The sequence below is a fragment of the uncultured Winogradskyella sp. genome (genome assembly GCF_947495255.1).
Taxonomy (GTDB): Bacteria; Bacteroidota; Bacteroidia; order Flavobacteriales; family Flavobacteriaceae; genus Winogradskyella.
Genome location: NZ_CANLYI010000002.1, coordinates 187,474 through 212,618, shown reverse-complemented (window position 1 = coordinate 212,618; position 25,145 = coordinate 187,474). Strand labels below are relative to the sequence as shown.

Annotated in this window: 26 protein-coding genes; 5 read left to right on the top strand and 21 right to left on the bottom strand. The window is 32.6% G+C overall.

What is annotated here, in order from left to right:
• Window positions 1–95 precede the first annotated feature (95 nt).
• The gene (locus Q0807_RS03675) at window positions 96–386 is read left to right on the top strand and encodes a twin-arginine translocase TatA/TatE family subunit (protein WP_299106510.1); all 291 of its coding nucleotides are present in this window, start codon (window positions 96–98) and stop codon (window positions 384–386) included.
• Window positions 387–501: 115 nt separating this feature from the next.
• Window positions 502–2,004: a S8 family serine peptidase gene (locus tag Q0807_RS03670; protein WP_299106507.1), complete on the top strand. Its 1,503-nt coding sequence runs from the start codon at window positions 502–504 to the stop codon at window positions 2,002–2,004.
• A gap of 82 nt (window positions 2,005–2,086) precedes the next feature.
• Here the strand turns inward: Q0807_RS03670 and Q0807_RS03665 are convergent, their stop codons facing one another.
• The 12 genes from Q0807_RS03665 to kynU all read right to left on the bottom strand — a co-directional run bounded on the left by Q0807_RS03665 (window position 2,087) and on the right by kynU (window position 12,236).
• Window positions 2,087–2,479 carry a DUF3037 domain-containing protein gene (locus Q0807_RS03665; RefSeq protein ID WP_299106504.1) on the bottom strand — a complete coding sequence of 131 codons (393 nt, stop codon included), beginning with the start codon at window positions 2,477–2,479 and terminating at the stop codon, window positions 2,087–2,089.
• Entirely contained in the window at window positions 2,469–3,248 is a 780-nt protein-coding gene (locus Q0807_RS03660) for a HipA family kinase (RefSeq protein ID WP_299106501.1), read from the bottom strand. Before Q0807_RS03660 ends, Q0807_RS03665 begins: the two co-directional genes overlap by 11 nt.
• Before the next feature lie 8 nt (window positions 3,249–3,256).
• Entirely contained in the window at window positions 3,257–3,898 is a 642-nt protein-coding gene (locus Q0807_RS03655) for an O-methyltransferase (protein WP_299106498.1), read from the bottom strand.
• Between the two features lie 34 nt (window positions 3,899–3,932).
• Window positions 3,933–4,160, bottom strand: a complete 228-nt coding sequence (locus tag Q0807_RS03650) for a hypothetical protein (protein ID WP_299106496.1) — start codon at window positions 4,158–4,160, stop codon at window positions 3,933–3,935.
• Between the two features lie 56 nt (window positions 4,161–4,216).
• On the bottom strand, window positions 4,217–5,302 hold the full coding sequence (locus tag Q0807_RS03645) for an amidohydrolase family protein (protein ID WP_299106494.1): 1,086 nt from the start codon (window positions 5,300–5,302) through the stop codon (window positions 4,217–4,219).
• A gap of 88 nt (window positions 5,303–5,390) precedes the next feature.
• Window positions 5,391–5,924, bottom strand: a complete 534-nt coding sequence (locus tag Q0807_RS03640) for a 3-hydroxyanthranilate 3,4-dioxygenase (RefSeq protein ID WP_299106491.1) — start codon at window positions 5,922–5,924, stop codon at window positions 5,391–5,393.
• 101 nt (window positions 5,925–6,025) lie between these two features.
• Window positions 6,026–6,808, bottom strand: coding sequence for an SDR family oxidoreductase (locus Q0807_RS03635; RefSeq protein WP_299106488.1), 783 nt, complete (start codon window positions 6,806–6,808; stop codon window positions 6,026–6,028).
• Window positions 6,789–7,220: a hypothetical protein gene (locus tag Q0807_RS03630; RefSeq protein WP_299106486.1), complete on the bottom strand. Its 432-nt coding sequence runs from the start codon at window positions 7,218–7,220 to the stop codon at window positions 6,789–6,791. The genes Q0807_RS03635 and Q0807_RS03630 overlap by 20 nt, the downstream gene beginning before the upstream one ends.
• A 17-nt stretch (window positions 7,221–7,237) precedes the next feature.
• Entirely contained in the window at window positions 7,238–8,677 is a 1,440-nt protein-coding gene (locus tag Q0807_RS03625; RefSeq protein ID WP_299106484.1) for an aldehyde dehydrogenase, read from the bottom strand.
• Between the two features lie 72 nt (window positions 8,678–8,749).
• Window positions 8,750–9,187 carry a RidA family protein gene (locus tag Q0807_RS03620; protein WP_299106482.1) on the bottom strand — a complete coding sequence of 146 codons (438 nt, stop codon included), beginning with the start codon at window positions 9,185–9,187 and terminating at the stop codon, window positions 8,750–8,752.
• Window positions 9,188–9,497: 310 nt separating this feature from the next.
• Window positions 9,498–10,895: an NAD(P)/FAD-dependent oxidoreductase gene (locus Q0807_RS03615; protein ID WP_299106480.1), complete on the bottom strand. Its 1,398-nt coding sequence runs from the start codon at window positions 10,893–10,895 to the stop codon at window positions 9,498–9,500.
• A gap of 66 nt (window positions 10,896–10,961) precedes the next feature.
• Window positions 10,962–12,236 (bottom strand): kynureninase, encoded by a 1,275-nt coding sequence (kynU, locus tag Q0807_RS03610; RefSeq protein WP_299106478.1) that lies wholly within the window; start codon window positions 12,234–12,236, stop codon window positions 10,962–10,964.
• Window positions 12,237–12,389: 153 nt separating this feature from the next.
• Between kynU and Q0807_RS03605 the strand changes: the two genes are divergently transcribed.
• Entirely contained in the window at window positions 12,390–13,787 is a 1,398-nt protein-coding gene (locus Q0807_RS03605; RefSeq protein WP_299106476.1) for an ATP-binding protein, read from the top strand.
• Between the two features lie 150 nt (window positions 13,788–13,937).
• Here the strand turns inward: Q0807_RS03605 and Q0807_RS03600 are convergent, their stop codons facing one another.
• Entirely contained in the window at window positions 13,938–14,549 is a 612-nt protein-coding gene (locus Q0807_RS03600; protein WP_299106474.1) for a hypothetical protein, read from the bottom strand.
• 112 nt (window positions 14,550–14,661) lie between these two features.
• On the opposite strand from Q0807_RS03600, the gene Q0807_RS03595 reads away from it, so the two are divergent.
• A complete protein-coding gene (locus tag Q0807_RS03595; RefSeq protein ID WP_299106472.1) occupies window positions 14,662–15,462 on the top strand; it encodes a class I SAM-dependent methyltransferase in 801 nt (266 codons plus the stop codon).
• A gap of 34 nt (window positions 15,463–15,496) precedes the next feature.
• Here Q0807_RS03595 and msrA read toward each other — a convergent pair whose 3' ends face one another.
• From msrA to Q0807_RS03580, 3 genes are all read right to left on the bottom strand, one after another.
• The gene (gene msrA, locus Q0807_RS03590) at window positions 15,497–16,159 is read right to left on the bottom strand and encodes a peptide-methionine (S)-S-oxide reductase MsrA (protein ID WP_299106469.1); all 663 of its coding nucleotides are present in this window, start codon (window positions 16,157–16,159) and stop codon (window positions 15,497–15,499) included.
• Between the two features lie 123 nt (window positions 16,160–16,282).
• A complete protein-coding gene (locus Q0807_RS03585; protein WP_299106467.1) occupies window positions 16,283–17,068 on the bottom strand; it encodes a C4-type zinc ribbon domain-containing protein in 786 nt (261 codons plus the stop codon).
• 2 nt (window positions 17,069–17,070) lie between these two features.
• Entirely contained in the window at window positions 17,071–18,165 is a 1,095-nt protein-coding gene (locus Q0807_RS03580; RefSeq protein ID WP_299106465.1) for a Nif3-like dinuclear metal center hexameric protein, read from the bottom strand.
• A 40-nt stretch (window positions 18,166–18,205) separates the two neighbouring features.
• On the opposite strand from Q0807_RS03580, the gene lpxK reads away from it, so the two are divergent.
• Window positions 18,206–19,204: a tetraacyldisaccharide 4'-kinase gene (lpxK, locus tag Q0807_RS03575; protein WP_299106463.1), complete on the top strand. Its 999-nt coding sequence runs from the start codon at window positions 18,206–18,208 to the stop codon at window positions 19,202–19,204.
• Here lpxK and Q0807_RS03570 read toward each other — a convergent pair.
• The 5 genes from Q0807_RS03570 to Q0807_RS03550 form a co-directional block, all read right to left on the bottom strand.
• Window positions 19,197–21,437 carry an ATP-binding protein gene (locus Q0807_RS03570; RefSeq protein WP_299106461.1) on the bottom strand — a complete coding sequence of 747 codons (2,241 nt, stop codon included), beginning with the start codon at window positions 21,435–21,437 and terminating at the stop codon, window positions 19,197–19,199. The genes lpxK and Q0807_RS03570 overlap by 8 nt on opposite strands.
• Window positions 21,438–21,487: 50 nt before the next feature.
• On the bottom strand, window positions 21,488–22,483 hold the full coding sequence (gene gap / locus Q0807_RS03565) for a type I glyceraldehyde-3-phosphate dehydrogenase (RefSeq protein WP_299106459.1): 996 nt from the start codon (window positions 22,481–22,483) through the stop codon (window positions 21,488–21,490).
• Complete coding sequence (gene lipA, locus Q0807_RS03560) at window positions 22,483–23,355, bottom strand: lipoyl synthase (protein WP_299106457.1); 873 nt, start codon at window positions 23,353–23,355, stop codon at window positions 22,483–22,485. The genes gap and lipA overlap by 1 nt, the downstream gene beginning before the upstream one ends.
• A 138-nt stretch (window positions 23,356–23,493) precedes the next feature.
• Window positions 23,494–24,039: a sigma-70 family RNA polymerase sigma factor gene (locus Q0807_RS03555; RefSeq protein ID WP_299106456.1), complete on the bottom strand. Its 546-nt coding sequence runs from the start codon at window positions 24,037–24,039 to the stop codon at window positions 23,494–23,496.
• A complete protein-coding gene (locus tag Q0807_RS03550; RefSeq protein WP_299106454.1) occupies window positions 24,030–25,142 on the bottom strand; it encodes a glycosyltransferase in 1,113 nt (370 codons plus the stop codon). The genes Q0807_RS03555 and Q0807_RS03550 overlap by 10 nt, the downstream gene beginning before the upstream one ends.
• Window positions 25,143–25,145 lie beyond the last annotated feature (3 nt).

Below are 25,145 nucleotides of genomic sequence, written 5' to 3'. Positions count from 1 at the left end.
TTATAAATTAAATTTAAGCCGATTATTTTATAATCGGCTTTTTTTATTTTCAATTTGAAGTGGTATAATCCACAAACTCAGTTTATATTTGCAATGTGATACATCAACTAACATTTTTATTTATTGGAGGGACAGAAATAGTATTTGTGCTATTGGTTGTTGTTCTTGTATTTGGTGCAGATAAGTTACCAGAAATAGCACGTGGTTTAGGTAAAGGTATGCGTCAAATAAAAGACGCAACAAATGACATTAAGCACGAAATTTCTAATAGTGCCAAAGAAAATAATATAATAGATACAGAGGTAACTCAAAATGTTAAGGAGGAACTTAATAAAGTAAAAGATGATTTAGAAGACTTCACAGGGTCATTAAAAAGAAATAAGTAATACTATTATTCTCGGGAATAGGTTCTTATTTTTATTGAAATCATAAATTAACTGATAAATTATTGCGTTTTATTTAATATATTTAGGAAATAATTAACCAACTAAATCATATTAAATGAAAAAAATGTACAGATTGGTAGTGCTAGTCTTGGCCATTACCGTAGTATCTTGTTCTAAAGATAACATTGTAGAATCTGAATCTGAGTCTCTTCAGTTTCCCGAAAATCCGTTAACAGTAGAAGAAATTAATCAACGTATTACCGAAAGTATTGAATCTACAGGTGATTTTGATTGGAATGAAGAAAATGCACATTTTCTATGGAGTGCGTTGTCTCATGGACAAAATGTTTTAACTATTGGCTACGGAAACGAAGGTCAGAGTTATAGTGAAGTTTTTGATGTTGAATTAGTTCGAAAAAAGAATAGTTTAATAAATCTTATTATGGCTGAAGAAGCTGTAAGTAAAGATGATTTTAAATTAAAAGAAGATGAGATTTTAACTGTATTTGATGCTGAGGTTACAAAACTTGAAACTATAATAGCCCTCAGAAAAAGTGAGTTTGTACGATATTTAGAACCTAACGGTTACAACTTGTACACTGCAGGTGCTGTTCAAAAATCTAGTTCAGGTTGTGATAAAAGTGCTGATTATATAAATCCTGCTCATTATACAACAACAACACCAAATAATGTACAAGTATCATGGCATTTTAACGAGCATAACATTGATGATGCTTGGAATTTGTCAACAGGATCAGGTGTTACTATTGGATTAATTGATACAGGTGTTTCAAAGTATCAATCACTCTTAACTTCGGCTGGTATAAATGATGGCTATTCTTCGGGTCGTTTTGTTCAGAAATACGGAACATTTATAGATTCTAATTGGTGGTGGTCTAGTAATTATGATGGTCCAGATGATAAATGTGGTCATGGAACCGCAATGGGTTCTACAATGGCATCTCCGAGAAATAATGATGGTATGCCAGTTGGTGTTGCGTATAATGCAAACTTAGTGGCTTATAGAGCAACGGAAGACGTGTTACTAAATGATTATCACGAAAGAAAAGGTGTTTCTAAAGCATTAACCCAATTAGGAAATAGGAGTGATGTAAAAATTATATCTATGTCAATAGGTTATGTGTGGTCTATAGGTAATATTAAAGATGCCGTTAAATATGCATATGGGAAAGGGAAATTAATTTTTGCTGCTGGCGGAACTTCTACGAGCTTCACAAATGGTTTTGGTGTAATTTTTCCTGCAACAATGAGTGAAACTGTAGCTGTAACAGGTGTTAATGACGGTAGTAATTACGAGCGTTGTGAAGTCTGTCATAGTGGAAGCAAAATAGATTTTACAATTATAATGGAAGGTGATAACAATACGAGTAAAGCACCTCCTGTATTAAATTTCTACAACGGTCAACGTCGTTATACTGGTGGTTCTTCTGCAGCGACAGCAACTACAGCTGGTATTGCAGCTTTAGTTTGGTCGAGATATCCAGGTTGGAGCAGAACGCAAGTACTTAATAGATTAAAACAATCTGCAGACCTTTATCCTTATAAGAGTAGCAGTTTCGGTTACGGAAATATTGATGCTTTGCAAGCTGTGCAATAAATATTGTAAATCATTCTAAACTATAAGTAAGCCTTACTAAACTATATTTAGTAAGGCTTACTTATACTATTTTATTATTGTTTTATGAAGCGTCTAAAACATGTTTCTCAAAAATTAAGTTGATTTCCTTTTCAGGGTTTTCAGTTAAACCAGAATGAGTTTTAGAGCTTTGTATGATTGTACTTCTTGAAGCTGCTAGCCACCTAAAGCGATCAGATAATTCAAATTGACCAATAACTCCTGCAGAAGCTTCTCCTTTACTAATTAATTCCCATGATTTTAAATACGCGTTAATAGCATCTAAATCTAATTCGCAAGAAAATGCATTCAGCTTTTTAGGATTGACATGAAATTTAACATCGAGAAATTTTTTTCGTTTAGAGAATAAAATAACACCAATATTAAAAAACTCTTCACGTTCTACTTTAGGAACAAGTCTAATTATGGCATATTCAAAAGTAACTTTATCTTGCATCTTCAGCTTCTTTAACTAATGAATCAATCTGTGAAAGTCTAGAGTTTAAATAATCGATATAGGCTGTTCTCATTTCATCTGGTGTTAACGTGTCAGATTTATTTATCAACCAGTCTTCAGGTATTTTATGTATAATATCTTTAACAATGTTCTTGTCTAATAAACTGAGGATTTCGGTAGATGCATCTTTTAAAAGTGTCGCACGTTCTAAAAGAACATGATCTTTAATAAGTGGAAATGTTCTGGTAAGATGATTTTTCCAAGTTGCCCAATTATGATGAAAATAGAAGCTTGCTCCATTATCTATTACCCATAATTCTTTATTCCAATTAAGTAAATTAGTGTTTTTAGCTGTTCTGTCAATGTTGCTAATAATACTATCAAGGAGTACAATTTTAGAAGACGTCATAGCATCAGCAACAGAAACAATTGGGTCAAAAGTTATAGAGCTACTTAGATAATGTAAGCCTAAATTGAGACCAACACTAAATTTTAGTAAATCTTGAATTTCTTCATCTGGTTCGGTTTTACTAAAAGAATCGTCTAAGTTCATAAATACAATCTCAGGAACTTTTAAACCAATAGCGCGCGCTAATTCTCCACCAATATATTCTGCAATTAATGCTTTTTTACCTTGGCCAGCACCTCTAAACTTTAAAACATAAAGAAAACCATCATCAGCTTCAACAATGGCAGGTAGAGAACCACCTTCTCTTAAAGGTGTAATGTATTTAACGACATCTACAGTTCTTATGTCAATTTTACTCATTGTACAGATTATAATTTTCTACTTATCGTCAATCCATCTCTTATAGGTAATAGAACAGTTTCAATCCGTTCATCATCTTTTAGAAGGGTATTGTAATCTAAAACAGCTTTAGTAGATTTATCTTTTTCGTCTAATGGCTCAACAACTTTTCCATGCCACAGTACATTATCTGATAGAATGATTCCGCCAGAATTTAATTTATCTATTATTAAATGAAAATAATTAGAATAGTTAGGTTTGTCTGCATCTATGAATATTAAATCGAAAGTTTGATTCAATTTTGGAATAATATCTAATGCACTACCTGTATGTTGAATGATTTGTTCACCAAATCCAGATTGGTCAAAATACTTCCTTTGAAAGTCAACCAATTCTTCATTGATATCAATAGTGTGAAGTTCACCACTCTTATCCAAACCTTCAGCTAAGCACAATGTTGAGTAACCTGTAAATGTTCCTAATTCTAAAATAGATTTAGGACGTATTAACTTAGAAATCATACTCAGTACACGACCTTGATATGGTCCACTGAGCATAATAGGTTGTAAAACCTTTTGATACGTTTCTCGTGTTAATTGTTGTAATAAGTCTGGCTCTTGTTCAGAGTGAGCTACAACGTAGTTGTCTAATTCTTCAGGCAAGAAAAACATATCTGTAAATATTTATATGAACTGAATAATGATACTATTCAGCTGTATCTTCCTTAGGTAATTCTAGTTCAGTTTCTTCAACTTCTGGTTTACCCATAAAGAATAAAACAGCTCCAACTACAACAAGTCCAATTTTTATTGCCCAAGCAGGTAATGTACCTAACTCATCAATCCATCCTAAAAATCTAATAGTCAATCCTAAGTATGGTAATACGATTAATGCAATACCAACGACTGCCAAGTAGCCTCCAATTTTTTTCATAATTTATTTAGTTGATTAGATTTTAAATATAGAAATAAAAAATTAATCGATAATATTTAAGACGTAATTCTTGTGATTAATTTTTGCTTTGCAGCTTCATCATCGCCACATAGCCACTGTATAACGTTATCTTCCCAAATAGCATCACCTTCGGTTTCTGTTATAATTTTTCTTTCTATAGCTAAGTCAATTATTTTACCTGGATAAGAGGATTGTTTTTCGCTTTCCATTTCACCTAGTGGGTAAGGGTCATCTAATCCCATAATAACCTGCTTAGAACCTTGATTTCTAATTAGTAATTCTAAGCCACCAGTATCATGTACTAAAGTGTCAAAGAAAATGTTTTTATGTCCAACGGCTTTTCTTGGGTGACTTTTGCCTTCAAACAAATCTGGTCTCCCATCAAAACCTTGTATACGTCTACCTAAATTAATTTGTGCTAATTGTCCACCATGAGCAAAACAAGTTCGCATATTAGGATATTTATCTTGGTAACCATTTAGAGTTAAAAAGTGATACGCATCTCCACATTGTGCTAACATCCATATGAGATGAAAGCGCCAAGATATGTTTTCTAGTTTTATGAATTTTTCACCATCGTAAGGGTGGATTTCAACTGCCAAATTATATTTATTGGCCATTTCAAAAATGGGTTCGTTTTCTTCATCAAAGATACAACGCCAAGTCCCAATAGAGTCCATATAATGCGTTGGTAAACACAATAGCTGCATGCCTAGAACTTCTACACAGCGTTCAATTTCCCAACATGCACTTCTTACAAAACCAGGATGAACAACAAAACCACATGTAAATTTATTAGGATGATTATGTTGCACTTTAGCATTAAAATCATTCTGAAAACGCAAAGCCTGTTTCATTTCTTCCACTCTTAAACCGTTTCCGTAGAGCTGAGATAAATTTAAAACTACTGCATGGTCAAGTTTATTACGTTCCATCCATTCCAGTTTTTCATCTAAGAAAAAACTAGAATCTGTAATAGGACGATTCCAGTCTTTTTGAAGCATGAATTTTCTATCCTTATCTACCCAGAAAATACCTTTATCTTTCATAAATTGAGGTATTTCTTCAGGATAGGGAAGAAGGTGAGAGTGTCCGTTTATTCTTAATTTGCGTTTTTCCATGGTATTGTCATTGCGAGGCTTTTGCCGTGGCAATCTATTTAATTAGAATATTTTTTTGATTACTAGCTTTGTTCTAAATAACAAAATGTTAATCAATTTGTACTTTCTTGGGTGGCTGCATCACTTGTCCACAATTTGGGCAACTGCGCTTATTTTCGTCATTGTAATAGTTGTCAAAAATTTTAGGCATATCTGTTTCTATGTTTTTTACCGTAAAATCTTCTTCATATAATTTTGTGGTACAATTTTCACAGAACCAAAGTAAAGCATCTTGCACACCTTTTTCTCTTGGGTATTCTATTACTAAGCCAACAGTGTTTGCGCCTCGTTGTGGTGAATGCGGAACTTTTGGAGGTAAAAGAAATATTTCACCTTCTCTAATATGAATGTCTTTAGGAGTGCCTTTATCAATAATTTTAAGCACCATGTCTCCTTCAATTTGGTGAAAGAATTCTGGTGTTTCATTATAATGATAATCTTTTCTGCTGTTAGGTCCACCAACAACCATCACAATATAATCACCATCTTTCCAAACCACTTTGTTACCAACTGGTGGTTTTAATAAATGACGATTTTCGTCTATCCATGCTTTGAAATTAATTGGAGGATATATTTTACTCATGATTTTGATTTTTTGACATTCCTGTGCAAACAGGAATCTATTGCGTTATTGTTTCCATTGTAGATTCCACAATAAATAAAGAATTACAAATCGATATAAAGTTACAAAGATTTTGTTCGTCCACCATCAACAGGAAGATTAATTCCGTTAATATAAGCAGCACGTTCACTTGCTAAAAAGGTAATAGCATCAGCTAATTCTTCTGGTTTAGCGAAACGTTTTGCAGGAACCGCATTTTTCATTGCATTAGCCGCTTCTTCTTCTGTGCTTCCAGATTTCGCAGATTTATTTTTAATAATTTGAGTTAATCGCTCGGTACCAGTTGCTCCTGGTAAAACGTTATTCACTGTAATGCCAAATTGGCCTAATTCATTGGCTAAGGTTTTACTCCAGTTGGCCACTGCACCACGAATGGTGTTACTAACACCTAAACCATCTAAAGGTTGTTTTACAGAGGTTGAAATCACATTGATGAGACGACCATAACCTTCAGCCTTCATGAATGGAACAACCGTTTGAACTAATACATGATTACATTTTAAATGCTGCGTAAAAGCAGATTCAAATTCGTCTAACTCTGCTGAAAAAACAGGACCTCCTTTTGGACCTCCTGTATTATTAACTAAAACATGAAACCCATGACGTTTAGAAACATAGTCTGATACTTTGGCTTTCAATTCCGTAGGATTTGAAAAATCAGCGACAATATAATCGTGTGGTCTTTGTTGCGGTAATTCGGCTAATGTAGCTTTTAACTTGTCTTCGTTTCTAGCAATTAGGGTTACTTGAACACCTTCTGCTGCTAAAGCTAGTGCTGTTGCTTTTCCTATTCCTGCTGTGCTTCCGCAGACGAGTGCATATTTGTTATTGAGGTTGAGATTCATTTTCTTTTTTTGATTTTGTTAAATAAGTTATTTTACTACTTAAAACTATAAGGGTTAATGCTATCGCCAAAGGTTTATCTTCAAACCAGTAATGATAAATTATTGCACCTATTATAAATGGAAGTTTGTAATTAATAATTTCGCTTAAGATTAGTAATATCCGTTTAATCGAACTTGGTAAAATTGAAATTATTTTTTCTCTAATTAATTCAATAAATATGTTTAAAAAATATACCGAGATGTAAATTAACAGGATTAGAATAATTAATTTTCCAATATTTATAAAATTATCAAAATTACTTTCGTTAAAAAGGTCAATTAAAAATTTGATGGAAAATACCATGACGAAAATAAATAAGACAGGTCTTAAAAATTTTGTCCAAACAAGCAATAAAAACTCTCTTCTGTTCAAGTTTAGTTAGTCTTCCGTTAATACTTTATACAAACATTTTTAGCTTCCGTAAAAAATCGCAAGGCTTCAAAACCACCTTCTCTACCAACACCTGAAGCTTTTACACCTCCAAAAGGCGTTCTTAAATCGCGCATCATCCAAGTATTTACCCAAACAATTCCTGCTTGTAATTGGTGACTTAGTTTCATGGTGCGTTTTAAATCATTGGTCCATAATGTCGCTGAAAGTCCGTATTTAACTTTGTTGGCCATTTCTAAAACTTCGTCTTCAGTATTGAATGGCATAATGGTGACGACAGGTCCAAAAATTTCTTCTTGGTTCACTCTGCAGTCGTCATTAGGAACTTCAATAACCGTTGGCTCTAAATAATAACCGTTTTCATAACCTTTAACGGTAACTTCATTACCACCGAATAACACAGTTCCATTTTCATTTTTAGCGATTTCAATATAGTCTTTGACTTTCTCTAAATGAGGCTTAGATACTAAAGCACCAATATTAGTGTCTTCGTTTGATGGATGCCCAATTTTTAACGCTTTTACTTTAGCGACAAAATCTGTTTTGAATTTTTCATAAATAGAGGCTTCTACAAAAACGCGACTGCCACATAAACAGATTTGCCCTTGATTAGCAAACGATGAACGAACCGTTGTATTCAGCATGTCTTCATAATCACAATCTGCAAAAATGATGTTTGGGTTTTTTCCTCCTAATTCTAAGGATAGTTTTTTAAATAGTGGAGCAGCTACTCTCGCAATATGTGCTCCTGTTGTTGTGCCACCAGTAAAACTTATCGCTTTAATATCCGGATGCTCCACAATTGCTTGTCCTGTTGAGCCTCCAAGTCCATGAACAATATTTAAAACGCCTTTGGGTAGACCTGCTTCATTACAAATTTCACCTAATAAATAAGCGGTCATTGGTGTCACTTCACTTGGTTTGGCAACGACGCAGTTTCCTGCAGCAATTGCTGGTGCAATTTTCCATGTAAATAAGTAGAGTGGAAGGTTCCAAGGTGAAATACAGCCTACAACACCAATGGGTTGGCGTAAGGTGTAATTTATGGCTTGTTGTCCTACGGATTCATGACTTTCACTTGCAAATTGTGTAATCGCATTTCCAAAGAATCTAAAGTTACTTGCAGCTCTTGGGATATCAACTCCTTTAGCTAAACTGACAGGTTTCCCGTTGTCTTTACTTTCTGCTTCTGCAAAATGCTGTAAGTTGGCTTCCAGTAATTCTGAAATTTTAATTAAGATTCTACTTCGTTCTTCTAGCGTCGTTTTACTCCAAGTTGGAAAAGCAGATTTTGCTGCGATATAGGCATTTTCAACATCTTCTTTTGATGAGTTAGGTATTTGTCCGTAAACTTCCCCATTAGATGGATTGTAGTTGTCTATCCAGTTATTGTTGATTGGATTGTGAAAGTTACCGTTTATGTAGTTTTTGATGTTCATGTGGTTTCAGATAAAAGGACCAAGATAATAGAGTCAAGATTTATAAGTCTACAATTCTTGGTTCTAGGTTCTTTAATCTTTTTTCTTATAAGCCATAACCTTTATCTCAACCACCAAATCTGGATGTGGTAATTGATGCACCGCAACTGTTGTTCTAGTTGGTCCTGTTTCTTTTTCAAAGAACTCTGCGTAAGCTTTGTTGTAATCGGCAAAGTCATTCATGTTGACCAAAAATGAGGTAACATCCACCACATCTTTTAAGCTCGCTCCAAGTTTTTGAAGATTCTTATCGATGTTTTTTAAGACTTCTTGGGTTTGTGTATAGGCATTTAGGCGTTTTGTTCCCATCTCGTCAATGATATCAACTCCTGCAATGGTGTTGTCTGATCGACGAGAACTTGTACCTGAAACGAAAATAAAATCTCCGACTTGTTTAACGTGTGGATAGGCTCCTCTTGGTGTTACTCCTGTTCCTGCAGAAGCAGGAATCTTATCATTTGTTTTACTCATGTTTTCTTTTTTACTTGTTCATTTTGTCTTGAAACAAAACGAACCAAAAATTCAAAACGATTTATTATGAAATTGCTAAAGCACCACTCGCTTTCGAAGCTACATACTTGAAGCTTCGCTTCGCAGTTTCGCTTCTTCGCTCTTTATTTCTGAAAATCGTTGCTTCCGATAATATCGGAATATGGGATATTAACTTTTGTTGATTTTTGTATTCTTCCCGAGTTATATTTTAATTTGTTGCTAACTGCTAACTGCTAACTGCTAACTGCTAACTGCTAGCTGCTAACTGCTAACTGCTAACTGCTAACTGCTATTGCAATCCCGCAATCCGATCGTCTTCTAAAATCGCTTCAGTTTCTACTTTTACTTTTTCTAAAATGTCTTTTAAATTATCTTCTGCTGAAATAATTTTATCTGTTAACATATTTAAAATAGCCTTGTCTTGTGCTCGTCCTCTTAACATCGCTTGTCTGTAACCAATGTTTTCATTAAAGGTAACCAAACTATATTTTGAAGAATAGGCATTAGGGAATTCTTTTTCTAAAGCCATTTCAATTTTTCGTTTTTCTTGAAATATTGGGTTCGCAACATGACCTTTCATTTCATGGAAATTGTCAATGGCTAAATCGGCAATGGCATCTGTATCTTTCTTTCTGTTTTTCTCGTAAGCTTCAAACGTAGCTTCCCAATTATCTAGATTTTGATCGAGAACTTTATCAAATTCAACCACATCTTCAAACGAAGCGTTCATCCCTTGACCATAAAATGGAACAATAGCATGTGCAGAATCTCCCATTAACAAAGTATTGCCTTTATAATGCCAAGGGGAACATTTTACGGTTCCTAAGGCTGCTGTTGGATTTGCGAAAAAATCATCCACCAAATTCGGCATAATTTCTAAGGCATCTGGAAATTCTTTTTGAAAGAATTCCGTTACCAATTCTGGTGTTGTTAAATTATTAAAATTGTATTCGCCTTCGCTGTAACTTAGAAATAAAGTGACTGTAAAACTACCGTCTAAATTGGGCAAAGCGATAAGCATAAAACTACTTCTTGGCCAAATATGTAATGCGTTTTTATAGGTTTTGTAACTGCCATCTTCTTTTGGTAAAAAGGTTAATTCCTTATAACCATGACTTAAATAGTCTTGAGAAAAACTAAAAAGGAATTTCTTCCCTAAATAATAGCTTTTTCGTAATGCTGAGCCTGCTCCATCTGTGGCAATTATGCAATCTGCATCTTCAATAAATTCTTCTTTAGAATTGTAATCTTGAAATGTAGCTGTGGTGTTTTCAAAATCTACAGAGTTGCATTTTTTATTGAAATGAATAGAGACATTGTCATGCTTTTCGGCTTCGTCTAGCAATAAACCATTTAATTCACCTCTAGAAATGGAATTGATATATTCGTAATCCCTTCCGCTGTAATTAGATAAAAACGTGTTGCCTTCTTTGTCGTGAATCATTCTTCCGTTCATAGGAATACATAATTCTTTCACTTTATCTTCAATACCAACGAGTTTCATGGCTTTATTTCCGCGGTCTGAAAATGCTAAATTGATTGAACGACCTGCAGAAATATCTGTAGTTCTTAAATCTGGACGCATTTCGTAAACATTGACGTTGTAGCCTCTTTGTCCTAGTCTTAATGCTAATAGGCTTCCGCAAAGTCCTGCTCCGATGATTAGTATGTTTTGTTGTTTCTTCATAGTATTCTGTCTGGTCGAGCGCAGTCGAGACCTAATTTGACCTCTCGACTGCGCTCGAGGTGACATTTAGTTTTTATTCAAAATAACTTTCATCTTTTCAACCATCAAATAAACATCTTCAAATGAATTATACAATGGTACTGGTGCGCATCTAATGACATCTGGTTCTCTCCAATCGCTAATGACTCCGGCTTCGGTTAATTTATCGTGTAATGATTTATCAGCGTTTAAAACTTGAATAGATAACTGACAACCGCGTTCATCAGGATTTTCTGGTGTGATAATTCTTATGGTATCTTCTCCTAAGTCTTTCAGTAAAAACTCGAAATATCCAGTTAGTTTTTTCGATTTTTTAATCACTTTATCAATGCCAACTTCATGAAACATATCCAATGAGGCTTTTATGGCAGCCATAGATAAAATTGGTGGATTACTTAATTGCCAACCTTCGGCTCCTGGTAAAACATCAAATTCGTGTCGCATATTAAAACGCGTGTCTTTATTGTGGCTCCACCAACCTGTAAATCGGTTGAGGTCTTTGTCGTAAGCATGTCGCTCGTGGACAAAACAACCAGACAAACTTCCTGGTCCGGAATTCATGTATTTGTACGTACACCATACGGCAAAATCGGCTCCAGAATTATGTAAGTCTAAATTGACGTTTCCGGCACCATGTGCACAATCAAAACCGACTTTACAACCATAGCTGTGTCCTAAGTCTGTTATACGTTTAAAATCGAAAAACTGACCAGTGTAATAATTTACACCTCCAATCATTATTAATGCAATTTCTTTACCGTGAGTTTTAAGAATGCCTTCTAAATCTTCATAATTTAATAATTCTTCACCTTCTCTTGGTTTCCAAAGAATTAAACCTTCCTTGTCATCATAACCATGATGGCGTAATTGCGATTCTACAGCATATTTATCAGAAGGGAAGGCATCACTTTCAATGAGAATTTTATAACGTTCTTTAGTTGGTTTGTAAAACGAAGCCATCATAAAATGAATATTCGCTGTTAAGGAATTCATCGTAACAACTTCAATAGGTTTTGCTCCAACCAGTTTTGCTGTTGCTTCAGCTAAAAATTCATGATAAGGTAACCAAGGGTTTTTGGCATCTGTATGTCCTTCTACACCAAGGTTTGCCCAATCTTCTAATTCTTGATTGATATAAGCTTTTGTTGATTTTGGTTGCAAACCAAGTGAATTTCCGCAGAGGTAAATTAGTTCATTTCCGTTTTTGTCTTTTGGGATATGAAATTGTTTTCTATACTGAGATAATTCGTCTATAGCGTCTTGTTTTTTTGCGTAATCAAGACCGGGTTGATAGTTGGACAATTTGAAAGGTTTTTCGGTTTGTAACAAAAATAGCATAATTATATGATATTTCCGTTAATCGATTAATGTAGAAAGTAGTAGAGAATTAAATAGAATTAAATAGTTTTGTGCATATCTTTCAGGCTAAATTTATAGTCAATAATTATTTTATATATGCTAAAGAAACTATGGTCTTCATATCACCAATGGTATATTGAATATAGTGGGTTCTCTAAAGGAATCAAACAAGATGACTTGTCTTATTTTAGGGATAAACTATTTATCTCTATTTTAATATTAATTCTTCCAATTGGCTTAATTTCTTACATTCCGAGTGCTATTATTGGCATCATACTAGGGAAATGGTTTGTTTTTTATGTAGATACGATTGCTTTTTTTCTTATTTGCTTTTTGTTTTTTAATAATAAAATGAGTTTAAGCTTAAAGAAGATGATTTTTTCAGCTAATTTATTTTTGTTGTCATTTGCTCTTCTGCTATATGTAGGTTTGGAAAGTAGCAATGGTCTGCTTTTATTTATGCTTTGTGTTTTAGTAACACTATACAGCGGAAAAAAAGCAGGTATTAAAACGGTTGTTTATTCAGGATTTGCATATTTATTAATTGCTATAAGTTTCTATTTTAAAATAGTTGACTTGACGGTTTTTAAAGACGAAGTATTTGAAGTCATTGGAATTGTGTTTATTAATAATATTCTATTTATTTTGATGACTGTACTTTCAGTTTCATTTTTAGTTGATCGTTTGCATAATGCGCTATTAAAAGAAAATCAATTACAAGAGGTGCTTATAGAAAAACATAAAAATGTATTAATAGCAAAGGAAAGAGCAGAGCAATCCGATCAGTTAAAATCTGCCTTTTTAGCAAATATTAGCCATGAGGTAAGAACACCTATGTATGGTATTTTAGGGTCAGCAGAGCTTTTAAAGGATTATGAAGCTGATAACGATAAGGATTTTAAAGAGTTTGTAAGCATTATAGAACAAAATGGATCAAAGCTACTTGATGTTATTTCTGGGATATTAAACATTTCTGAAATTGAAACAGGAGTAATGAGAATTAATGTAAGTAAGTTTAATATTAATGATACTATTACTACAGTTTATGAACAGTTTTTACCTGAAGCAGAACTTAAAGAAGTACAATTTAGTATTGTAAATAAAATATCGGACGCGCACAAGATAATTCAATCTGATCAAGCTAAAATTGCTATTATATTAAAGAAGTTAATTGAAAATGCTATTAAGTTTACGTCAAAAGGCGATAAGATTATATTAAACGCAGCATTTGATGATTTACGGTGTCATTTTTCAATAGAGGATACAGGAATTGGTGTGCCAGAAGATAAAATAGATACCATTTTCAATCCTTTTTATCAAGTAGATATTACGAATAAAAATGCGTTACATGGTTCTGGTATTGGCTTATCTATAGCTAAAGCTTATGTTAAATTATTAGGCGGAAATTTAACGCTAGAAAGTAATGAAGGCGAAGGTTCTACCTTTATGTTTAGTATTGTTTCAGATTTAGAAAATAACTACAAAAAAAAGTAGATTAAAAATTAATTTTATAAAAGAATAAAGCACTTCCATTAAAAAATAAAAGTGCTTTAATATATGTAGGCGCCAAAAGGCGGAAAATGTAAGCTATGCATACTTAATACGCGAATCTTACATTATAGAATGCAAAAATAGGTTATATTTTTATTCATCCAAAATAATACTAATATCAGTAAAATTTAGATTCCATATACCATCTGCCATTTTATGGTCTGTAGCAATTTTAATTCCTTTGTAATCTTGGTAATTTTCAAAAGTTGTGGTTAGCGATGGTTCTTTAGAATTACCTTTTCTAAAAATCCATTCTTGTATTAAATAACTGTCATTAAAATAAATATCGTAAGCATCTCCAGGTGTATAACCACCTTCGTTAGGATAAGTAATAGTTATTAAATTTAATTCGGTTTTACTAATTGGTGCTTCAGTTTTTGTTTGTTCTGAAATGGTTGCAGTAGTATCCCAAATCAATTGAAAAGGTACTAGTAACCAGTATTTATCGTTAATAAAACCTTTGTCTAAATCAATAGTTGTTGAGTCTACTTTAAGTCTATCAATAGCAACTATAGAATCTCCACCTGTAGAAAAAATAACTTTATGGTCTTTTGGATTCCATGACCAGATTCTTTGAGAGTGGCTATTTTCTGTATCTACATTAAACGTAAAATTTATTTGTTTTACATTTTGCCAGTTTTCAAAACCATGAGCATTGGCTATTTTTTTAGCAGTAGATAATTCTTTTTGCTCTTGCTTAGTCATAGTATTTTCTTTGTCAGGTTTACAATTAAATACAAGGATTAAACAGATTAAACTTAGATATAATGGCTTCATATTAAAAGATGTTTTAAATTACATGCTAAATTAACCAACCATGAAAGATAACACGAATTATTTTGAAGTTAATAGAGCTACTTGGAATAAAAAAGTTGCGATACATTCACAAAGCGAAATGTATGATTTAGATGCTTTTAAGAAAGGAAAATCGTCACTGATGCCTTATGAATTGAAAGCATTAGGAAATGTGAAAGATAAATTTCTATTGCATTTACAATGCCATTTTGGGCAAGATACGTTGAGTTGGAGTAGAATGGGAGCGAAGTGTGTTGGTGTAGATTTGAGCGACGAAGGTGTGAAATTAGCAAAGCAGTTAAATACAGAATTGGGGCTTAACGCTGAGTTTGTATGTTGTAATGTTTTAGATACATCGGAGCACGTTATTGAAACCTTTGATATTGTGTTTACAAGTTATGGAACCATAGGATGGTTGCCAGATTTAAAGCCATGGGCCAAAATGATTGCTGAGCGCTTAAAGGTTGGAGGAATCTTCTATATTGTAGAATTTCATCCTATTGCCTGGATGTTTGATTATACGGATGGTAAGTCTGAAATGAAATATCATTACAGCCAAGATGATGTGATTTATGACGAGTACGAAGGTACTTATGCTAATCAAGATTCAAAAATGATAAGTAAGGAATATGGCTGGAACCATGGTTTAAGCGAAGTTGTAAATTCTCTTATTGAAGCAGGCTTAACAATAGATTGTCTTAATGAATACGATGAAAGTCCTTATGATGTTTTTCCAGATTTAGTAAAAACAGATTCAGAAATGTATAAAATAAAAGACCAAAAATTCCCAATGATTTTTGAGTTGAAGGCAACAAAAAAATAAATAAAAAAGCCTGAACATCTGTTCAGGCTTTTTATTAATGCTTCTCGTCTTCCTTTAATAATTCAGGAAATTTTGCTTTAAATTTATTTAATCTAGGTATAGAAACATTTCTTATATAGCCTTGATTTGGATGAAGTCTTTCATAATTTTGGTGATAATCTTCACCAACCCAAAATTTTTGAAAAGGATAAACTTCTGCTGCAATTGTTGCATCTAATTCTTTAGCTAAAGCAGCTTTTTTATCTTCAATAATTTTCTTCTGTTCGTCGTTTTGGTAAAAAATAATAGAACGGTATTGTGAGCCATGGTCTGGTCCTTGTCCATTAACTTGTGTTGGATTTTGCGAACCGAAATAAACATCAACGAGTTCTGAGAAACTGATAATTTCTGGATCGTAGATAATCTCAACAGCCTCTGCATGTCCTGTTTTACCAGTATTACTTGCTTCGTAAGTTGGGTTTTCTGTAAATCCGCCAGCATAACCAGAAATAGATTTGTCAACACCTTTAACACTTTCAAAAATAGCTTCAACACACCAAAAACAGCCACTAGCAAAATAGGCTCTTGCTTTTCCGTCTTTTAAAGGAACAGCAACTGGTTCGGCATCAATAACAGCCTTTTGTTCTGGATTCACTTGTGCTTGATTATGGCAACTAAATAGTAAGGTAATAGTTAAAATTGATAGTAACTTTTTCATATTTAAAATTTTTCTTTTTTGTCGTCTTAAGTTACAAATCCTTAATACCAACTCTTCTAAAATTTTCTTAAATAAAAAAAGCCTTTGCATTGCAAAGGCTTAAATCTAATATGTATTGAAGTATTACTTGCTAAGTTTAGCGAATAATTTATTCATTTTTACTTTTTCTTCTTCAGCTAATGCAGCATCAACTAAGATACGTCCACTATGCTCATCAGTAATTACTTTCTTACGAGAAGCAATTTCTACTTGTACTTGTGGTGGAATAGTAAAGAAAGATCCTCCAGAAGCACCACGCTCAATAGCAACAACAGCTAAACCATTTTTAACGTTGTTTCTAATTCTAAGGTATGCTTTAACTAAACGGTCATCAATTTTCTTCTGAAAATCTAAAGACTTACTGTTAAGTGCCTCTTCTTCTTTTTCAGTTTCCTTCAAAATTTCGTTAAGCTCTCCTTTTTTGTGCTTTAAATGTGCATTACGGTCTTTTAGACGGTCTTTAGTTTCAGAAATCACTACTTTTTTCTGCTCTATTTGCGCCTTAAATTCTTTAATGTGCTTTTCAGCTAATTGAATTTCTAATTCTTGGAATTCAACTTCTTTCGTCAATGAGTTATATTCTCTGTTATTTCTAACATTCTTTTGTTGCTCACTGTATTTTTTAATTAAAGTTTTTGCTTCTTCAATTAAGTTTTTCTTTCCTTTAATTTCGTCATCAATAATAGTTAAGCTATCATTTAGCTTCTCCATTCTTAAGTTAAGTCCTTCAACTTCGTCTTCTAAATCTCTAACTTCTAAAGGAAGCTCACCTCTGACATTTCTTATTTCATCTACTCTAGAGTCAATTAATTGTAAATCATATAGTGCTCTCAATCGCTCTTCAACAGAAACTTCAGCTTTTTTTGCCATAATTATAAATACTTTATCGGATTTGTATTTGTCTTTGATAAAATGATTGCAAAATTAGTGATTTTTTTTGAGAGATAGTCTACTAAAAACGATTTTGTGAACTGTTCGCTTTCATAATGACCAATATCTGCTAATACGATACTGTTTTCCGCACTAAAAAAGTCATGGTATTTTAAGTCTGCTGTTATTAAAAGGTCAGCATTAGCAGCCTTTGCAGCAGAAATAGCAAAACTACCAGAACCACCTAATACAGCTATTCGTTTAATCGGTTTATTTAAAGATTTAGAATGCCTTACACAGTCCGTTTGCATCTTAGATTTAATATATTTTAAGCAATCTTCTGTTTCCATGCTGTTTTTAAGCTCACCAATCATTCCCATACCAATATGCTGATTGGCGTTTTCTAAAGTTGAAATTTCATAGGCAACTTCCTCATAAGGATGCGCTTCAAACAAAGATTTTAAAACTTTTGATTCTAAATGCTTCTGAAAAGTTACTGAAATAGCGGTTTCCTTTTCCTTATGTAGTTGTCCTCTTTCTCCAATAACAGGATTAGAGTCTTCGTTACCTAGGTAAGTGCCTTCTCCATCTACATTAAAACTGCAAGATTCGTAGTTACCTATACTACCTGCACCAACTTTAAATAAAGCGAATCTTAAAGCTTCAGCATTAGATTTAGGAACATAGGTTTGTAATTTTTTTATGGTACCAGATTGCGGAATTAAGATTTTTTTATTAGTTAATTCTAATTGATTGCAAATAATAGAATTTACGCCTTGAAACGCATTGTCTAAAGCTGTATGAATAGAGAATATAGCAATGTTGTTTTTAATTGCTTTAATGACAACACGCTCTACATACGTTTTTCCTGTTATTTTTTTTAAACCAGAAAATATTATAGGATGGAAGCTCACTATAAGGTTACAGTTATTCTCAATGGCTTCATCCACAACTGCTTCAAGCGTATCTAGTGTGACAAGAATTCCTGAAACTTTCTCATTTTTGTCACCAACAAGAAGCCCAACGTTATCAAAATCTTCAGCATATGCTAAAGGTGCTAAGTTGTGCAAGTGATTAATTACATCTTGTATAATCATAAGTGTATATTTGTTTCAAAAATAATATAATTTAGTCATCGTGAACTTCATCCGTATCATATTGTTTCCTGTTGTGCCAATTTACTACCTCATTACATGGTTAAGAAATTGGTTGTATGATACAGGAATAAAAACGTCTAAGTCTTATGATTTCCCTGTAATATGTGTTGGAAACCTAAGTACTGGTGGAACTGGCAAAACACCAATGATTGAGTATTTAATTCGTTTGTTAAAAGACGAAAAATCCATAGCCACATTAAGTAGAGGCTATAAACGAAAAACAAACGGATTTGTTTTAGCGGACGAAAATGCTAATTCAGATACTATTGGAGACGAACCATTTCAGTTTCATAGAAAATTTAAAAATATTACGGTTGCTGTAGATTCGGATAGGCAAAATGGAATTTCAGAACTAAGAAGTTTAAACGTACAACCTGAAGTTGTTTTATTAGATGATGCTTTTCAGCATAGAAGAGTTAAAGCAGGTTTTAATATTATGTTAGCCGCATATAATAATCTTTATTATAAGGATTGGGTTTTACCAACCGGAAACTTACGTGAACCAAGATCTGGCGCAAAACGATCAGATGTGATTGTAGTTACAAAATGTGATAAAGATATTTCGGAAGCTGAAAGGCAAAAGATTTCTTCTAAAATAAAATTGACAGGGAACCAGCAATTATTTTTTAGTTACGTTGATTATGCTACAAAAGTAATATCAGAATCAGCTGAATTAGAATTGAAAGACTTACCAGAGTTTACGTTGGTTACAGGAATTGCCAATGCTAAGCCATTAGTAGATTTTTTAAATGAAAAGGGATTGATTTTTAATCACTTAGAGTATAGTGATCATTATAATTTTAAGGTTTCGGATATTGAAACTATAGCTTCAAACGATTTAATAATTACAACGGAAAAGGATTTTGTGCGCTTATCGGATAATGAGGAGTTAAAAAGTAAATTATACTATTTACCTATTCAAATAAAAATATATAAATCATCAGCGTTTAATAAAACTGTACTTGAGTTTATTAATTAAAGTAACTCGAGACTATTTTTTCACCAGAAAGTGCTGCATGTAATTTAGTTTCAAAATCATCTTGTTTAAATGGTTTAGAAATAATATCATTAAAACCAGCTTCGCCAAACTCGTGCATTTTGTCTTCTAATGTTACTGCTGTAAGTGCAAAAATGGTCAGTTCTTTATCGAATGTTCTAATGATTTTAGTAGCCTCTAATCCACTAATTCCTGGCATGTGTATGTCCATTAAAACAACATCGTATACTTCTTCTTTTACTTTCTCTACTGCAGCTTCACCATTATCTACTACATCACAATATAGATTCATTTTATTTAGAATCTTTTTTGTAATCATTTGATTGATTTTGTTGTCTTCTACAATAAGAATTTTAACGTTACTTAAATCCAAACTCTCCATCTTATTAACTTTTTTAACTTCTTGTTTTTTAGGTTTATCGGCTTCTTTGTCATATTCTAAAGGAATTTCAAAAAAGAATGTTGTGCCTTTACCAAGTTCACTCTTTAGATAGATTTTTCCTTTTAAAATTTGAATAAGTCCTTTTACAATTGATAAACCAAGACCTGTGCCACCATATTTTCTGTTAATTTGAACAGAACCTTGAGAGAAACTCTCAAACATGTGATCTTGTTTTTCTTTTGTAATACCAATACCATTATCTTCAATTTCAAAGCGCAGTTTGTACTTGCCATTTTGTTGGTCTAATTTGTGCGCTCTCACCCAGATGTCGCCATCTTTTGTGAATTTAATAGCATTTCCAAGTAGGTTAATTAAGATTTGGGAAATCTTTAGTTGATCGCCAATAAAGGTTTCTGGCAATCCTTGTTCATATTCAAAATGTATTTTGGTATTCTGATCATTAGCAGAATTACTTAGAGCAGAGATTACATTTTCTAATTTACTTTTTAGGTTGAAATTTTCTGGGTCTATTTCAACTTTATTGGCTTCAATTTTATTGATTTGAAGTATATCATTAATGAAGGTTAGTAGGTAATCTCCAGAAAATTTAAGTGATTTTAAATGTGGTATTTGATGCTCTTTTGGATCTTCATCTAAAAGCATATTAGTTAAACCAGTTACAGCATATAATGGTGTACGCAACTCATGGGTAACTGTAGATAAAAAGTTGGCTTTCGTTTTTGAGGCTAATTCTGCTTTTTCCTTTGCAACAATAAGTTCATCATTCTTTTTATGAAGCATAGTATTGGTGTTTAACCTAATATTATTGTTTTTATATAGCGATAAGGTTAATAAGGATAATATGGTGATTAAAGCAATACTTAAAATAGTTGTGATTCTTGTAAACGCACTTTCTGCATTTACTTCTTCAATTTGCGCTTTTAATTGTGCGTTTTCAGCATCTTTATATTTACTAATGTATTGTCCAGACATTCCTGGAGGTAAGTTTTGACGCTTAACGTTTAAGATAGAATCGGATAATTGAATATGCTTCTTTATAGATTCATACGAGCTTTTATAGTCTCCATTCTTTTGATGTATTTCACTAAGCGTAATATAGGCTTCGTTTACATTCTCTAAGTTTTTGTTTTTTTGAGCAATGGTTAGACCTTCTTCTGCTTCTAATAACGCTATTTTATCTTGGTTTAAAGCACTAGAAACTTTTGCACTTTGTATTAATGCACTACTTAAACGATCTTCTTGGCTATATTTTTTTGCTATAACTATCGTCTTCTCTAACTCTGATTTAGCTTCTTCATACCGTTTTTGAGCGATGTAAACTTTTGCTTCATTTAGTGTTACATCAGAAATGTAAGGTTCTAAATCTTCTTGTTCAAATAAGGTTTTAGAAGAATTAAAATATTCTAGGGCGTACTCGTATTCTTCCATTGTACTATGAATAACACCTTTAATATTATAAGTGATGGCTAAATTAGCATAGTCGTCATTACCGCGTTGAATTTGTATAGCTTTATGAAGGGATAGGTTTGCTTGATCAGGTTTATTTACTAAGAATTGAACCTTTGCAATCTTGGTATGTATTTTACCTTGATTTATTTTGTCATCAATTTTTTCTGCAATAATTAAGGATTTATCTAGATTATCTTGAGCATTATAGTATTGACCACGATCACTATCTATTTTAGCTTGAACTAAATGATTTTGAAGCCTTAACGCCAAAACGTCTGTATCCTCTACGCTATCTTGTTGCGCAAAAATAAGACTGCAAAAACATGCTAAAAATACAAATATGTAATATTTGAAAAGGGACATTCAGCTCAATTAAATTCAAGCAAATATAATTATTTATTCGATAAAAGCTATTATTTCACCGATAAATTGCACAATAGGTCTAAAATTCTGGAACTATAACCAGTTTCATTATCATACCAACCTACTATTTTTACCATGTTACCAATAACCGAAGTCATTTGAGAATCAAAGATGCAAGAATGCGGATTACCTACAATATCTATAGATACAATTGGATCCTCAGTATACTCTAAAATTCCTTTTAATTGATTCTCTGCAGCTTCTTTAAAAATAGTGTTTACTTTTTCGATTGTAGTTGGTTTTTCAACATTAATAGTAATATCAGTTAAAGAACCATTTGCCACAGGAACTCTAATACCACAACCACCTATAACATTAGATAAATCTGGGAAGATTTTTGTCAATGCTTTTGCTGCACCTGTTGTTGTAGGCACAATAGATTGTCCTGCTGCTCTAGCACGTCTAAGGTCTTTATGAGGTTGATCATGTAAACTTTGATCAGTAGTGTAAGAATGAATAGTGGTAATATAAGCTTGCTTAATACCAAGGTGCTCTTTAATTAAAGCAATCATTGGTGCTGCATTATTTGTAGTACAAGAAGCATTAGAGATAATAGTTTCTGTGCCATCTAATGCTTTGTCATTAACTCCTAAAACAATAGTTTTTATATCATCTTCTAAAGCAGGAACTGATAAGATAACACGTTTTGCACCATTATTAATATGTTGTTGGAGTTCTTGTTTCGTTTTGAATTTACCAGTAGATTCTATAACAAAATCTGGTTTTACTTGAGACCAATCTATATTTTTTGGGTGAGACCCTCTATATAGAGGAATAGAAACATTATTAATTACGATATTATTGTCATCATGAGAAACCGTTTCATTTAATACACCATGTATGCTATCGTATTTTAATAAATGACTTAATGTTCTAGAATCTGCTAAATCATTTATAGCAACGACTTGGATGTTTGGGTTTTGCAAAGTAAGTCTTAAAACACGACGACCAATTCTTCCGAATCCATTAATGGCAACCGTAATCATTAATTAATGTGTTTTTGAGCTTTGTAAGATGATCTTACTAATGCACTACTTTCAACATGTCTAAAGCCTAATTCTAAACCAATTTCTTCATATTCTCTAAATTGATCAGGGTTTATAAATTGTTGCACAGGTAAATGCTTTTTACTTGGTTGTAAGTATTGACCAATGGTAACAACATCCACATCATTCGCCTTTAAATCGTGAAGGGTTTGAATAACTTCTTCGCGTTTTTCACCAAGACCTAACATAATACCAGATTTAGTTCTGCGTTGTCCTTGTGATTTTAAATATTTTAAAACACCTAAACTACGATCATATTGCGCTTGTATTCTTACATCTCGTGTTAAACGCCTAACCGTTTCAATGTTATGCGAAACCACTTCTGGTGCTACATCTATGATTCTGTCTATGTGTTTTTCAACGCCTTGAAAATCTGGAATAAGTGTTTCTAAAGTTGTTTCAGGATTCATACGACGAACAGCCTTAACAGTTTCTGCCCACATAATGCTTCCCATATCTTTAAGGTCATCGCGATCAACACTCGTTAATACGGCATGTTTAATTTGCATCAATTTTATAGAACGTGATACTTTTTCTGGTTCGTCCCAATCAACACTCTCTGGTCTGCCCGTTTTTACACCACAGAACCCACAAGAACGTGTACAAACATTTCCTAAAATCATAAATGTTGCAGTACCTTCTCCCCAACATTCACCCATATTTGGGCAACTTCCAGACGTACAAATTGTGTTTAACTTGTATTTGTCTACAAGAGATCTAAGTTCTGTATATTTTTTGCCTGTCGGTAATTTTACTCTTAACCATTTTGGCTTGCGTTCTGGTAAAATATTTGATGCGACTTTGGTTTCCATGCGGTTTTCAATTTCTCAAGGCAAAGATACGAAGTAAATAATAAAAATAATAGATTGAATTGATGGAAGACAAATAAGAAATTGAAGTAGTTTCTCTTTTGAAAATAAGTTAGATGCTATGTTTTAATAGCGCCATGATTAGGCTTTTGTGATAATTGCAGCCAATAGCTTTTTAGCTCTTAGTAGTTTAACCTTCACATTATTAATTGGTTCTTTAAGCTCTTCTGAAATTTCCTTATAACTTAATTCTTGAAAATATCTCAAATTAATCACTTCTTGATAATGTGGTTTTAGCTTTTTAATATCTCTAAGTAGTTTGGCTAAATTTTGTTCTGTGATAATTTTATCCTCTGGTGTAGGAGAATCATCAACAATTTGAAAGTAATTATCATCATCATCCTTGGATGTATTGTTGATAGTTCTTTTTTGCTTTCTTACTAAATCAATATGAATATTTTTAGAAATGGTAATAAGCCATGTTTTAAACTTATACTCTTCGTTATAAGTATCAATCTTATCAAAAGCTTTTGAAAAAGTTTGAATTGTTATGTCTTCAGCATCGTTTTCGTTCAGAGTTCGTTGCAATTGAAAGGCATAAACATCATTCCAAAACTTATCTAGGAGAAATTTAAATGCAATTTGTTCTTTGTTTTTGGCTTTGTTAATGGCTTCTTTTACTTCCAATGTTTTGGCTTAGATATCTTATTAGCAATAAAGATACTTAATTGTGTAGTAATTAAAAATAATTCTAAAATAGGAGCAAGGAAAACAAGGTCTGTTTCTTCAAATTTTTTGGCTGTAAATCCAAAACAAAGCGATTGAATAACAAATCGTATACCAATTAGACCAACCATCCATTGCCAAGAAAAGCCAATTGATAGTAATATAATACTTAACGTCCAAAATAATAATTGACTCACATAGAAAAGTCCTAACAGAAATTGATGTTTAAATTTGTATAGTCTGGCAGTACTAATATGTCTTCTTTTTTGAAGTATCCAAGCTCTATATGACGTTTTCGGTTCAGAAATTGTAAAGCTTTCTTTAGAAAAACATAATGCAGTGTTTGAAGAGTTTGCGACTTCGTTTATAAATAAATCATCGTCACCAGATTTAATTGACATATGGTTATTAAAACCACAATTATTAAAGAATAATTCTTTTCTGTAAGCCATATTACGGCCAACTCCCATATATGGCAATCCTAGTTCTGCATAAGAAAAATACTGAAGTGCAGTCATTACGGTTTCAAATCGTATGAGCTTATTTAAGAATGAATATTTCTTCTTTGCGTAACCACCATAACCTAAAACAATGGATTCTTTATTAGAAAAATGACCACTCATTTGTATTAGCCAATGGTTAGAAGCAGGTATGCAATCTGCGTCTGTAAAGACTAAAAAATCGTTGCTAGAGGCTTTTATACCTAATGCTAATGCGTATTTTTTATTTCCCCAAAATGCTTCATTACTTTTTACATCAACAAGTTTTATGTTTTTGTTTTCTGAAGCAAAAGTCTGCATTATTTCTAATGTATTATCACTAGAACTATCGTTAACAAGTACGATTTCGAAATTAGAGTAGTCTTGGTTTAATATTGAAGGTAAATTTTTAGCTAAATTTTTTGCTTCATTTTTAGCACATATAATTATAGAAACGGGAATTTGTTTTCTTAATCGTGTCTCTGCTCGTTTTATAGAAAAAGAAAATAAAAAACTAATATAAAAAATAAGTTGTATTGCCACTACTGCAATAAATGCATAGAACAGTATTGTGATAAGTGTCATTAA